The organism is Natronorubrum halophilum (assembly GCF_003670115.1).
GTDB classification, from domain to species: Archaea; Halobacteriota; Halobacteria; order Halobacteriales; family Natrialbaceae; genus Natronorubrum; species Natronorubrum halophilum.
The window spans coordinates 1-11,608 of record NZ_QQTY01000001.1 but is presented as its reverse complement, the minus strand read 5'-3'; the positions used below and the strand labels follow the sequence as shown (position 1 = coordinate 11,608).

The window sequence follows — 11,608 nt, the reverse complement described above, 5'->3', positions numbered from 1 at the left end:
GCGGCGACCGGTTCCTCGATCGACGACGATACGACTATAAAAACGGCGCTCGAATTCGAACGCATATGAAAAACGTCGACGACTTGATCGAGAGTGCAGCCGAACTCACGACTCGGGGACTGTCGAAAGGCGAGATCGCGGACGAACTGAACGTCTCTCGAGAGACGGCGAGCTGGCTCGTCGAGCGAAGCGGTGCGACGACGCAGCCGTCGGATCAGCCGGAACAGGGGGCGGCCGACGGACCTATCGGCGGACCCCAGGATATCCACGTCGATTGGTCGGCAATCGGTCGAGACAGCAAACGAATGAGCGCGATCGCGGAAGCGATGGCCGATATGCTCGCTAAACACGGCGAAGGCGTCGATCTAACCATCGGAATCGAGAAAGCCGGCGGTCCGATCGCTACGCTCGTCGCGCGCGAACTCGAGACGGATCTGGGGACCTATACGCCCGCGAAACACCAGTGGGAGGAAGGCGATATCGAGGAACTCGGCGGCACGTTTTCGCGGAACTTCGCCGGGATCCGCGACCGCGAATGTTACGTCGTCGACGACACCGTCACCAGCGGGACCACGATGCGCGAGACCATCGAGGCCATTCGCACTGAAGGCGGCGAGCCCCTCGCGTGCGTCGTCCTCGCGGACAAGCAAGGCCTCGAGGAACTCGAGGGCGTCCCGGTCTACTCGCTGTTGCAGGTCATCAGCGTCGGCACGGAAGAGTAGCGTCGCCCGCGAATGTCGCACAGCACCGGAGTCCGTACCGGGACAGGGGATGGACTCTCCTCCGGTCGGTCACCGGCTGCTTTGCAGTCGCTGGATCTCTGAAGTGACGCACGTAAAAATGGAGAACTGGCGAGCGGACGGCTTACCCGTGGATCCCCATCGCTTCGATCTGCTCCTGGTACCGGTTTCGAATCGTTACCTCGGTCACCTGGGCCACGTCCGCAACCTCGCGCTGGGTCTTCTTCTCGTTGCAGAGCAACGATGCAGCGTAGATCGCGGCGGCGGCGTAGCCAGTCGGTGACTTGCCCGAGAGCAGCCCTTCCTCGGCCGTCTTCTCGATGATCTCGTTGGCCTTCGTCTGGACCTCTTCGGAGAGTTCGAGTTCGGAACAGAAGCGGGGGACGTACTTTTTCGGGTCGACGGGGCGCATCTCGAGGCCGAGTTCCTGCGAGATGTACCGATACGTGCGACCGATCTCTTTGCGTTCGACACGAGAGACTTCCGAGATTTCCTCGAGACTACGTGGGATACCTTCCTTGCGACAGGCAGCGTACAGCGCGGACGTCGCAACGCCCTCGATCGAGCGACCGCGGATGAGGTCTTCTTTCAACGCGCGCCGGTAGATAACGGATGCGACCTCGCGAACCGAGCGCGGAACGCCCAGTGCGGATGCCATTCGATCGATTTCGCTGAGCGCGAACTGCAGATTACGCTCCCCCGCATCCTTCGTTCGGATGCGCTCTTGCCACTTGCGCAGTCGGTGCATCTGGCTGCGCTTTTTCGAGGAGATAGAGCGGCCGTATGCGTCCTTGTCCTTCCAGTCGATCGTAGTGGTCAGTCCCTTATCGTGCATCGTCTGGGTCGTCGGCGCACCGACCCGGGACTTTTCCTGCCGTTCCTGATGGTTAAACGCCCGCCACTCAGGACCGGGATCGATTTTTTCTTCCTCCACGACGAGCCCACAGTCTTCACAGATGAGCTCACCCCGGTCGGAGTCTTTCACCAGGTTATCCGATTCACACTCAGGGCACGCACGAACCCCTTCCTGATCCTCGGTCTCGTCCGTCTCGTGTGTTCGCTCCCGCTGGCGGGTGGACCGTGTCATCGCACTTTTATAGTAGTATCACCATCGTATATAAATTCTTGGTGGGCGTTTTCTCCAACTGAGGCTAATCACCCGATATCGGTGCCGACAGAGCGTAGCATGCGAGATTTACGATTTGGAACCGGAAAGACTTTATCCGGCTCTGGTCGAGAACAGCCACAAATGCCGGTTATCGAGTGCGACGTCGAGACGGCTCGAGAGCGACTCGAGGAGGCGGGCGTGACCGTCGAGTCCGGGAACACGGACCACGAACGGTGGCGTGCGAGTCGCGGTGGCGCGACGGCCGTCGCGTACGACGACAAGGTCGTGATTCAGGGAGAGAGCCCGCAGGATCTCGAGGCGCTGCTGCGAGAGGACGGCGGCCGCGCACACGTCTACTTCGACGGCGCGTGCCGGGGGAATCCCGGCCCCGCAGCGACCGGCTGGGTGATCGTCACCGGCGACGGCATCGTCGCCGAGGGCGGCGAGCGGATCGGCACGATGACGAACAATCAGGCCGAGTACGAGGCGCTGCTCACGGCCCTCGAGGCCGCTCGCGACTACGGCTACGACGAAATCCACGTGCGCGGCGACTCCGAGTTGATCGTCAAGCAGGTCCGCGGCGAGTACGATACGAACAACCCGGAGCTGCGCGAGAAGCGCGTGACCGTCCGCGAGATCCTCGCCGGGTTCGACGACTGGACGCTGGAGCACATCCCTCGAGAGGTCAACAACCGGGCGGACGGGCTCGCAAACGAGGCGCTCGACCAGGGCTGAGGTGGCCACCGAGCCGCGAGACCAGCAAGGGAAAAGCCCTCGAGTACGTACGGACCTGCATGACCGACTCGAACGAATCGCTGGCCGGTTCCGCCGAAGCGAACGGCAGCGCCGGGGGCGGCACTGACGAATCCGAGAGCGACGGCCTTCCCGCAGATGTCGTCGACGAGGCCGAACGACTTACCCGACTCAAGCGGACGGTGCCCGACGAGAACGAGGCTCGAGTCCACGCGGAACGGCGCACGGAACTCCTCGAGGACCACGATTTCACCGCGCGTATCCGCGACGACGACGGCGACGACGTCCTCGTGCTCCACCCCGACGAGTGGCACGAGGACGGCGTGATCAGGACCGACCGCGTCGACGACATCTCGCGCGCGGTCGAGATCCGACTCGAGGGGTCGGGCGATCCCGACGACTGGGAGACGGTCGATGCACACAACCGTGAACTCGTCGCGGACGTGCGGGAGCGCCACGGCGATATCCACGGCGACAACGCAACGCTGCTCGCAGATTTTACCGGCAACCACTACGCGAAACGGATCGAGGAATTGACGGGCGACGAACTCGAGGAGTTTCGGACGGAGTACGTCGTGAGAAACGCGTGGCCGTCAGCGGCACAACGAGACGCGATCGGGGAATCGATCGCGCTCGTGTACGAGACGGCCGGTGAACCCGTTCCTGACGAACAGGTTCGGTAGCGAAAACGGTGGTGGTGTCGCGTTCAGTAGCTGTTCTCGACTATCTCGTTGATCTCGTCCGCGCGGTCGTCGCCCGTAACGACCTTCGAGAGCGACCATTCGATGCCGTCGAGGACGGCGTCGTAGCCGTCGTCGGTCAGCGAGTACTGGTTGGTTCGCTTGTCGAGTTCGCTCTTCTCGACCAGCCCGAGATCGACGAGTTCGTCGAGGTTCGGGTAGAGTCGGCCGTGGTTGACTTCGGTCCCGTAGTACTCCTCGAGTTCGCGCTTGATCGCCAGTCCGTACATCGGCTCCTTGGCGAGGATGACGAGGATGTTGTTCTGGAACGCGGTGAGTTCGCGTGCAATACTCTGTTCGCCGGTGATTGATTGTGCCTCTGACATAGCTTTGTAAATGTCACCAGACTATTTAAGACTTACCAACTATTTTCTCGTTTCCGCACGACCGGCAAAGCGCCGAACGGGCCCTACGTAGCCGGATACTGGTGGTGCGTGTCCGGATCTCGTCTCGGTGGTCTCTGGTAACGGTCGGATTGAATATGACACACGATTACGAAAGTACTTTTTGATCGACCGTCGAGTGTCCGGTACATGGTCAACCTCTGGGAAGACCTCGAGACTGGACCGAACCCACCCGAAGAGATCTATGCGGTCGTCGAATGTCTCAAAGGGGAGCGAAACAAGTACGAGTACGATAAGGACGTCCCCGGGGTCGTACTCGACCGCGTGCTGCACAGCAACGTCCACTATCCGAGCGACTACGGATTTATTCCGCAGTCGTACTACGACGACGAGGATCCCTTCGACGTGCTCGTCCTCGTCGAGGATGCGACGTTCCCCGGCTGCGTCATCGAAGCGCGCCCCGTCGCGCTGATGAAGATGGACGACGACGGCGAGCAAGACGACAAGGTCATCGCCGTTCCGTCCGAGGATCCACGATACGACCACATCGAGAACCTCGAAGACATCACCCAACAGCAACTCGACGAGATCGACGAGTTCTTCTCGAGTTACAAGAACTTAGAGGAGGGCAAGGAAGTCGAAACGCAGGGCTGGGAGGACAAACAGGCCGCCTACGACGCGATCGAGCACGCCCAGGACCTCTACGAAGAGAACTTCTAACGGCAGCGGCTGACTTTCTACGCGCCACTACGTCCGTCTACCGGGCGACGGTTCTCGATATCGGTGTTCACTGCGGTCTCGCTGAGACGCTCAGAGTACACGGTGTCACCGGATACGCTGGAGTTATGCGCCGACGGACGCTCATGCATTATGAGCATGGGTAATTTTATTCGTAGCGGCGTACTAGATGAACTCGTTATGGCAGCAACCAACCCGTCCGCACGAACGTCCGCTACGGTAGATGACGCGGTCGAATCCGGTATCGGTATGGCCCACCTGACGGTCATCCCCACGAATTTCGAATCGATCGAACGGGACGGGACCGAAGACTAAGCATCGGCCTCCTCGAGCACTGGTCGCGGTCGCATCTGCATTCGCTACTCGAGGTTTCTCTCGACGCGGTTGCTCGCACCCGCTGGATCGCTACGTTCGACTACTGGTATCGATCCGTTGACGTCTTTCAGTGAGCCGGATCACTCCGACGCGGAACGCACGTGAACTGGTAGCAGTCCTTCTCAACGGAGTGTCTCGAAACGAACCTTCTTGTATGCGGTCGAACAACGTCCGTCCATGGGTCTGTTCGATCGATTACGGGGCGACGGAAACCCCCGAGTCGCATTTATCGGGATCGACGGCGTGCCGTATAGTCTCCTCTCGGAGAACGAGGAACTGTTTCCGAACTTCGCCGCGCTCGCTGCAGAGGGCACGGCGAGCGAGATCTCGAGCATCGTTCCGCCCGAATCTAGCGCCTGCTGGCCGTCGCTGACGACCGGGATGAATCCCGGCGAAACGGGCGTCTACGGCTTTCAAGACCGCGAGGTCGGCACCTACGACACCTACGTCCCGATGGGACGCGAGGTCCAGGCCGACCGTGTCTGGGACCGCGTTCAGGAGGAGGGACGACAGGCGACCGTGATGAACGTCCCCGTCACCTTCCCGCCGCAGCGAAACGTTCAGCGGATGGTCTCGGGCTTTCTCTCGCCCGGTCTCGACAAAGCAGCCTACCCCGACGACGTTCGCGACTACCTCGAGACGCTCGATTACCGAATCGACGTCAACCCGAAACTCGGCCACCAGGGCGACAAAACCGAGTTCATCGAAGACGCTCACGCGACCCTCGATGCCCGTTTCGAGGCGTTCGAACACTACATCGAGGAGGACGATTGGGGCCTGTTCTTCGGCGTCTTCATGACGACCGACCGGGTCAACCACTTCCTGTTCAAAGACTACGAGCGCGACGGCGAGTTCAAGGACGAGTTCATCGAATTCTACCGGAAACTCGACGATTACATCGGGCAGCTTCGCGAGGCGCTGCCCGAAGACGTCACCATGATCGTCGCCTCCGATCACGGCTTTACGAGCCTCGACTATGAGGTCCACTTCAACCAGTGGCTACTGGAGGAGGGGTGGCTCTCCTTCCGGACCGACGACCCCGAGGAACTGGACGATATCGCCGACGAAACCACGGCGTACTCCTTCATCCCCGGTCGATTCTACATCAACCTCGAGGGGCGCGAACCCCGCGGCTCCGTCCCCGAGTCGGAGTACGACGAGGTTCGCGACGAACTCAAGGCCGAACTCGAGGCGCTCGAGGGACCGGACGGCAACAAGGTCGTCGAGCGCGTCGTCGAGAAAGAGGCGGCGTTCCGCGGCGATCACGACGATATCGCGCCGGATCTGGTCGCGATTCCGAACAAGGGCTTCGATCTCAAATCCGGCTTCAAGGCCGACTCCGAGATCTTCACCAGCGGCCCGCGAAACGGCATGCACAGCTTCGACGACACCTCGCTGTACATCGACCACACCGAGGCGACGATCGGCGACGCCGACCTCTTCGATATCACGCCGACGATCCTCGACCTCATGAACATCGACTACAGTCGCGGCGACTTCGACGGCGCGAGTCTGGTCTGAGCGCCGTCGGCGGATAGCGACCGAAACGAATATTGTCACTCTGTATGAACGTTACTCCGTGAACGAATCGCGAGTTGTCGGACTATTGCTCCTCCTCGCCATCAGTCTCGCTGCCGTCGCGAGCGCGGCCACCGAGAGTGTTGCGATTCTCGGCGGGTCGCCGATCGGGCTGGCGATCTACCTCGCCGTCGGGATCGGACTGCCTCAGTACGTCCTCGCCCGGCAAACCGGCTCGCCGCTTCGACTCGGCGTGGCGCTCTTTGCGGTCGGAGCCGCCGTGCTCTCGATACTCGCCGGCGTTGCGATGGGAACAGTGACCGAGGAGTGGGGGTTCGGAATCGTCCCGATACTTCTCCTCGTCGTCTTCGGCGTCCTGATCGGGCGTAGCGTCGACGAACTTCGTGCGGGCTATCGATCCCGGTCGTAACTCGAGCGTCTGACGCCAAATCGCGATTCGAGTGCGTTTTCCGCCCGGCAACGAAGCGGTGTACATGGAGGAAGTCATCCGCGCTCGAGGACACGAGAACGTGCGCGCCGAACACGCGAGCACGTTCGAGGTGACGACCGACGACTATCTCACCCCGGCCGGGGACTGCATTCTCGCGATCGACGCCGATCGCGCGCCGGCAGACTTCGATCCGGCGTTCGTCGAGGCGTGCCAGGATTCGGACGCGACGATCACGGTCACGATCGAAGCCGGCGGCTGTAGGGACTCGGTAACGGGACACGGCGACCCCGACCTCGAGTTGACGAACGAGCGCAGTGCCGTGGGTCGCACGAGCGACTACGTGGACGATCGGACGATCGTGAACGACGCACCGTTCGCGGCCGCGGGGTTCGACCGGGACCTCGTCGACGCGCTGGCTGGCGGGGCCGAGGCGACCGTGACGATCACCGTCGAGTGATCCCGTCGGTGCGCTCGAGGCGTTCGAGTGCCCACGGAAGTCGGCACGCGAGAGATCGACGAACCGATGTCGAAGAAGGGGGCGCTTACCCGGTCAAGCTTTATCCTGTTTTCCGTCCAACTCCGGATGGACGGCCGATACCAACCAGAGTCACAAGTCGATGATCGATACTACTCCGCTACAGAGGCGAAGGCGGTTCCCCCGCCCGCGCTGCCCGCTCGATAGTGCCGCCGTCTCGCAGTCGCTCGTTCCCGTACAGCAACCGAAGAACGGCGCTCGGGTGACCGAGCCGTGAGCTTTCTCGAGGTTCTGCCGCTGGTGTTCGTCATGGTCGCCGGGCCGCAGATATTGAGCGCCATCTTTCTCGCGACGAGCGAGAACTGGCGGCGGAACTCCGCCGCGTTCGTCGGCGGCGCGGCGCTTTCGATCACGCTCGTCGTCACGATTGCATACGTGCTCGGCGTCGGTGCCATCGGTCAGGGCACGTCGAATACGACGGTCAGCGCGATTATTCTGGGTGCTCTCTTGCTCGCGATGGTACACACCTACCGAACTAGGGACGAGTCGGAACCGCCTCGGTGGATGGGGAAACTCGGCGCTGCGACGCCGCGGTTTTCGTTCAGGTTCGGCTTCCTCCTGCTCGGATTCTTTCCGACGGACGTTCTCACGTCGGTCTCGGTCGGTTCCTATCTTGCGGCCCGTGACGCCCCGTGGACGGACGCCGTCCCGTTCATCTCCCTCACGCTCCTGATTTTGGCCCTTCCATCGCTCGTTCTGGTCGCCTTCGGCGAGCGCGCGGAAACCTTCCTTCCGAAGGTTCGAAACTGGATGAACACTCATTCGTGGATCGTCACCGAAGTCGTGATCGTCTTCTTTATCGGAATGTCCCTCAATAACCTTCTGGGCTGAGCACCCGCCGGATCCGATCGGGTAGGGTACCTGACCCGCCCGTAGGCGAGTCGACTTCCGCTTCGATCGGACTCGATAGTGAGCAGTCGCGATCCGACCGACTCCCAACAGGTAATCGATCCGTAAGCTCGTCGATGATGGCGACGTATGAATTGTCGGTGACGATATCAGAATACTGCCGGTTATCTGGGTTAGGGGCCGTACTATCTGCGTTTAGTGAACTACTCGAACGTCGTGAGATTGGATTATATCCTCTGACAGCGTACTAGTACTTGATCATGGACATTAAATGGTCAGCTGTCATAATCGGATTCGCCGTAACTCTCGCGCTGGGGGTCATCAGCGGCCTCATTTACGCGGGGTCGGATACCTCGGTCGTCGTATCATACTGGGGCGTAATCGGTGTTCTCGGCGGTCTCACCGCAGGATACCTCGTCGGCGGAACGGTGAGTTCCGGCGCGATCCACGGCGGTATCGCAACCGTCTTCGGATCGCTCATCCTGTTAGCTATTGCAGGGTTTACGACACTGCTGTTCGCGGGTGTCGTCCCGACGTTCGGCGTGCTCGTCCTCGGCTTGCTCATGCTCGCGTTCCACGCCATCCCCGGCGCGCTGGGCGGCGCGATCGGCTCGTGGGCGAAGGACCGTCGGACCGCTCCCGAGACGACCAGAACGCGGGCCTGATCGATCACCGGCAACCGTTCCTGATTTTTGACCGACGCTGATACCGACTCCACAGACCGCGGTCCGTCGCGGTTTTGTTCCGTGACCTCGAGGGTACCGTATGAGCGACGATTCGGAGCCGACCATCAACATCAGCGGTGGAACGGACGGTGGCGGCGTCGCAGCCGAATTCGACCCCGCGACCGCGGATACCCGCGCGGAGGAGGTCGTCGACCGACTGGGGGAGCGATACTGGCAGAAGACGTACGGCGGGCAGGACGCCTTCACCTGTCTCGTTCGAACGATCCTGAGCCAGAACACCAGCGACAAGGCGAGCCAACCGGCTCACGACGCCCTTATCGAGCGATACGGCGACGCCGGGTTTCGACACGAGTCAGACGATGCGAGCGAGGGCGACGTCGACCTCGCCGACTCGCTCACGAGCGCGGAGCGCTCGGAACTCGCCGAGACGATCAGTTCCGCGGGGCTGTACAACCAGAAGTCGGAGACGATCATCGACACCGCCGAGTGGGTCCTCGAGACGTTCGGCTCCGCCGCCGAGTTCGACGCCTACGTCAAAGACGAGGAGCCGTCGGCGGTGCGCGAGACGCTCCTCTCCGTCCGCGGCGTCGGACCCAAGACCGCCGACTGCGTCCTGCTCTTTGCGGGCGGTCGCGGCGGCGTCTTTCCGGTCGACACGCACGTCCACCGGATCTATCGCCGCATGGGGATCGCACCGCCGGACGCGGACCACGAGGGCGTTCGGGCCGTTCTCGAGCGAGACGTTCCCGCGGCGAAGTGCGGCTTCGCCCACACGGCGACGATCCAGTTCGGCCGCGAGTACTGTACGGCGCGCAAGCCAGCCTGTCTGGACGATCCCGAGGCGTGCCCGATGACAGACCTGTGCGATCAGGTCGGCGTCTATCCCGAGACTGGCGAGGTCATCGACCCGGCCGAGACGCTCGAGTAAGCGACGGTCGGTGGGACGAAATTTACCCTCTCGAGCGACGAGGAGCCGTATCACAGTGGCGACACGGTTATCTTCGTCGCTGTTCTCTCAGCGGCAAGCGATCGAGTCGTCTCGGTCGGCTGAGTCTGCCATCATGGATTCTGATAACCTCCCCGAAACCCGCGCTGAAGCGACTGAGGCGTTCGAGCACGACCTAGAGACGTTGATTATCGACGCGTTTGCCTGCGGTGCGACGGTTGCGGACACGTGGGAAATTATGACCCCCGTCTCGGATGCGCCGAACTGGACGGTGACGATCGAAGCGAAGCGCTCGAACGACGACTCGACGTTCGATCCCACAATCCTCGAAGAGTAACCGATTCGGTCAGAAAGACGGATAGTTTGTTTTCTGATTGAGTTTGCTACAACAAAGGCTATGTGTATTCCGTGTGTATCGATATTCGTACTCTACTGAGTTGGCGCTCGAGAACGACTGGCTACCGAGAGCCACGTGGTGAAGTACGGAGGTTCCATGACACCCGAAACACGCATCCCTGACGATGGAGAGCAGTATTCCTCAGAAATTACGTCAACAACACTCTTCGCCGCCTTTTCAGCGGCACGGCGAAAGCACGCGCTCGCCTATTTAACGCAGAAGCCAGTTGCGATTCCCCTCGGCGATCTCGCCGAGTTCATCGCGCTCAAAGAGGGAGAGCCGTCGTACGACTGGTACGAACGGGTCCTGGTCGATCTCTATCACAATCACCTACCACACCTGACCGATGCAGACCTCGTCGAGTACGACGAAGAGACGGAACTCGTAAAATCAGCAGTTTCCCGAGAAGTCGTCGCGCCGTACCTTACCCTGTCGGAGCAGACCGACTCCTAACGCCCCCTCCCAGGCGACGTGGCCTCGTCGGCTCCGACGTCCGGTTTTACCGACTTCGCCAGCTACCGCGGGTGTCGTGTCCGGTGGCTGCACCGTCGTCGGTTTTTGCGAGTATCCGATCACTATCTTTATCCAATTTTGGTTTCACTGCTGAAACAGTGACTTCATTCACCGCGGAAGAGCGAGATGCGGTTTACAAGACGATCTACGCCCGCCGCGACATCCGTCGATTTCGGGGCGATCCGATCCCCGGGGACGTCCTCGAGCGACTCGTTCGGGCCGCCCACCACGCTCCGAGCGTCGGGTTCTCGCAACCGTGGGACCTCGTGGTCGTTCGGGACGAGGGGACGAAAACCGAGATCGCCGAAATCGCCGACCGCGCCATTGCGGCCGCCCGCGAAGGCTACGCGGAGCCACGGAAGTCCACGTTCGCCGCGTTAAAGCTCGAGGGGATCCGCGAGTCACCGGTCAACATCTGCGTGACTTGCGATCCGACGCGGGGCGCGCCCCACGTCCTCGGTCGGAGTTCGATGCAGCGGACGGACGTCTACTCGACCTGTCTCGCAGTGCAGAACCTCTGGCTGGCCGCGCGAGCGGAGGGCGTCGGCGTCGGGTGGGTGAGCGTGCTCTATCCCTACGAGGTCCAGGAGGTACTCGGCATCCCGCCACACGTCAAGCCGGTCGCGTATCTCTGTCTCGGCTACCCGGAGGGCGGCTTTCCGGACGAACCTGTGCTCCAACAGGAGGGATGGCGTGACCGACTCGAGGTGGAACCGCTCGTCCACGACGAACGATGGAATGCCACCGAGTCGACCGAGACCGACGGCGAAGCGTTCGTTTCGTCGGACAGCAGCTAAAGACCGTCCCATCTGCATTTGCCGCGGTCCTGTCCCAGTTGGATTCCCCGTGTCTGTTCCATAGATCGATCGTCCACAGTGGCCGGCTCGAGCGCGCGCCTCGATCAAGAGGCGCGCG

General features: G+C 61.6%; 16 protein-coding genes. 14 read left to right on the top strand and 2 right to left on the bottom strand.

Going from position 1 to position 11,608, the window contains the following annotated elements; translation table 11 throughout:
* Positions 1-65: 65 nt before the first annotated feature.
* Positions 66-722 carry a transcriptional regulator GfcR gene (gfcR, locus tag DWB23_RS00075; protein WP_121741871.1) on the top strand — a complete coding sequence of 219 codons (657 nt, stop codon included), beginning with the start codon at positions 66-68 and terminating at the stop codon, positions 720-722.
* Between the two features lie 142 nt (positions 723-864).
* Here gfcR and DWB23_RS00070 read toward each other — a convergent pair whose 3' ends face one another.
* Positions 865-1,827, bottom strand: coding sequence for a transcription initiation factor IIB (locus tag DWB23_RS00070; protein WP_121740781.1), 963 nt, complete (start codon positions 1,825-1,827; stop codon positions 865-867).
* A gap of 162 nt (positions 1,828-1,989) precedes the next feature.
* Between DWB23_RS00070 and rnhA the strand changes: the two genes are divergently transcribed.
* A complete protein-coding gene (gene rnhA / locus DWB23_RS00065; protein ID WP_121740780.1) occupies positions 1,990-2,583 on the top strand; it encodes a ribonuclease HI in 594 nt (197 codons plus the stop codon).
* Positions 2,584-2,642: 59 nt separating this feature from the next.
* Positions 2,643-3,284, top strand: a complete 642-nt coding sequence (locus DWB23_RS00060; protein ID WP_121740779.1) for a DUF7108 family protein — start codon at positions 2,643-2,645, stop codon at positions 3,282-3,284.
* Between the two features lie 23 nt (positions 3,285-3,307).
* Here the strand turns inward: DWB23_RS00060 and DWB23_RS00055 are convergent, their stop codons facing one another.
* Entirely contained in the window at positions 3,308-3,667 is a 360-nt protein-coding gene (locus tag DWB23_RS00055) for a PadR family transcriptional regulator (protein WP_121740778.1), read from the bottom strand.
* 207 nt (positions 3,668-3,874) lie between these two features.
* Here DWB23_RS00055 and DWB23_RS00050 point away from each other — a divergent pair, with 207 nt between their 5' ends.
* From DWB23_RS00050 to bluB, 11 genes are all read left to right on the top strand, one after another.
* Positions 3,875-4,405 (top strand): inorganic diphosphatase, encoded by a 531-nt coding sequence (locus DWB23_RS00050; RefSeq protein ID WP_121740777.1) that lies wholly within the window; start codon positions 3,875-3,877, stop codon positions 4,403-4,405.
* Between the two features lie 198 nt (positions 4,406-4,603).
* Positions 4,604-4,738: a hypothetical protein gene (locus DWB23_RS23655; protein WP_275086271.1), complete on the top strand. Its 135-nt coding sequence runs from the start codon at positions 4,604-4,606 to the stop codon at positions 4,736-4,738.
* Between the two features lie 237 nt (positions 4,739-4,975).
* Entirely contained in the window at positions 4,976-6,319 is a 1,344-nt protein-coding gene (locus DWB23_RS00045) for an alkaline phosphatase family protein (protein WP_121740776.1), read from the top strand.
* Between the two features lie 58 nt (positions 6,320-6,377).
* Complete coding sequence (locus tag DWB23_RS00040) at positions 6,378-6,746, top strand: hypothetical protein (RefSeq protein ID WP_121740775.1); 369 nt, start codon at positions 6,378-6,380, stop codon at positions 6,744-6,746.
* A gap of 64 nt (positions 6,747-6,810) precedes the next feature.
* Positions 6,811-7,224 carry a DUF371 domain-containing protein gene (locus DWB23_RS00035; protein ID WP_121740774.1) on the top strand — a complete coding sequence of 138 codons (414 nt, stop codon included), beginning with the start codon at positions 6,811-6,813 and terminating at the stop codon, positions 7,222-7,224.
* Positions 7,225-7,515: 291 nt separating this feature from the next.
* Complete coding sequence (locus tag DWB23_RS00030; RefSeq protein ID WP_121740773.1) at positions 7,516-8,133, top strand: GAP family protein; 618 nt, start codon at positions 7,516-7,518, stop codon at positions 8,131-8,133.
* Between the two features lie 278 nt (positions 8,134-8,411).
* The gene (locus DWB23_RS00025; RefSeq protein ID WP_121740772.1) at positions 8,412-8,816 is read left to right on the top strand and encodes a DUF5518 domain-containing protein; all 405 of its coding nucleotides are present in this window, start codon (positions 8,412-8,414) and stop codon (positions 8,814-8,816) included.
* A gap of 100 nt (positions 8,817-8,916) precedes the next feature.
* Positions 8,917-9,765, top strand: a complete 849-nt coding sequence (locus DWB23_RS00020) for an endonuclease III domain-containing protein (RefSeq protein ID WP_121740771.1) — start codon at positions 8,917-8,919, stop codon at positions 9,763-9,765.
* A 133-nt stretch (positions 9,766-9,898) separates the two neighbouring features.
* Positions 9,899-10,120: a hypothetical protein gene (locus tag DWB23_RS00015; protein WP_121740770.1), complete on the top strand. Its 222-nt coding sequence runs from the start codon at positions 9,899-9,901 to the stop codon at positions 10,118-10,120.
* 156 nt (positions 10,121-10,276) lie between these two features.
* The gene (locus tag DWB23_RS00010) at positions 10,277-10,633 is read left to right on the top strand and encodes a DUF7344 domain-containing protein (protein ID WP_238717313.1); all 357 of its coding nucleotides are present in this window, start codon (positions 10,277-10,279) and stop codon (positions 10,631-10,633) included.
* Positions 10,634-10,791: 158 nt separating this feature from the next.
* Positions 10,792-11,490, top strand: coding sequence for a 5,6-dimethylbenzimidazole synthase (gene bluB / locus DWB23_RS00005; protein ID WP_121740769.1), 699 nt, complete (start codon positions 10,792-10,794; stop codon positions 11,488-11,490).
* Positions 11,491-11,608: the final 118 nt, after the last annotated feature.

What these genes read in the sequence shown, in the direction of transcription:
- gfcR (WP_121741871.1), top strand. Translation starts at nt 66, where the DNA reads ATGAAAAACGTCGACGACTTGATCGAGAGTGCAGCCGAACTCACGACT.
- DWB23_RS00070 (WP_121740781.1), bottom strand. Translation starts at nt 1,827, where the DNA reads ATGACACGGTCCACCCGCCAGCGGGAGCGAACACACGAGACGGACGAG.
- rnhA (WP_121740780.1), top strand. Translation starts at nt 1,990, where the DNA reads ATGCCGGTTATCGAGTGCGACGTCGAGACGGCTCGAGAGCGACTCGAG.
- DWB23_RS00060 (WP_121740779.1), top strand. Translation starts at nt 2,643, where the DNA reads ATGACCGACTCGAACGAATCGCTGGCCGGTTCCGCCGAAGCGAACGGC.
- DWB23_RS00055 (WP_121740778.1), bottom strand. Translation starts at nt 3,667, where the DNA reads ATGTCAGAGGCACAATCAATCACCGGCGAACAGAGTATTGCACGCGAA.
- DWB23_RS00050 (WP_121740777.1), top strand. Translation starts at nt 3,875, where the DNA reads ATGGTCAACCTCTGGGAAGACCTCGAGACTGGACCGAACCCACCCGAA.
- DWB23_RS23655 (WP_275086271.1), top strand. Translation starts at nt 4,604, where the DNA reads ATGGCAGCAACCAACCCGTCCGCACGAACGTCCGCTACGGTAGATGAC.
- DWB23_RS00045 (WP_121740776.1), top strand. Translation starts at nt 4,976, where the DNA reads ATGGGTCTGTTCGATCGATTACGGGGCGACGGAAACCCCCGAGTCGCA.
- DWB23_RS00035 (WP_121740774.1), top strand. Translation starts at nt 6,811, where the DNA reads ATGGAGGAAGTCATCCGCGCTCGAGGACACGAGAACGTGCGCGCCGAA.
- DWB23_RS00025 (WP_121740772.1), top strand. Translation starts at nt 8,412, where the DNA reads ATGGACATTAAATGGTCAGCTGTCATAATCGGATTCGCCGTAACTCTC.
- DWB23_RS00020 (WP_121740771.1), top strand. Translation starts at nt 8,917, where the DNA reads ATGAGCGACGATTCGGAGCCGACCATCAACATCAGCGGTGGAACGGAC.
- DWB23_RS00015 (WP_121740770.1), top strand. Translation starts at nt 9,899, where the DNA reads ATGGATTCTGATAACCTCCCCGAAACCCGCGCTGAAGCGACTGAGGCG.
- DWB23_RS00010 (WP_238717313.1), top strand. Translation starts at nt 10,277, where the DNA reads ATGACACCCGAAACACGCATCCCTGACGATGGAGAGCAGTATTCCTCA.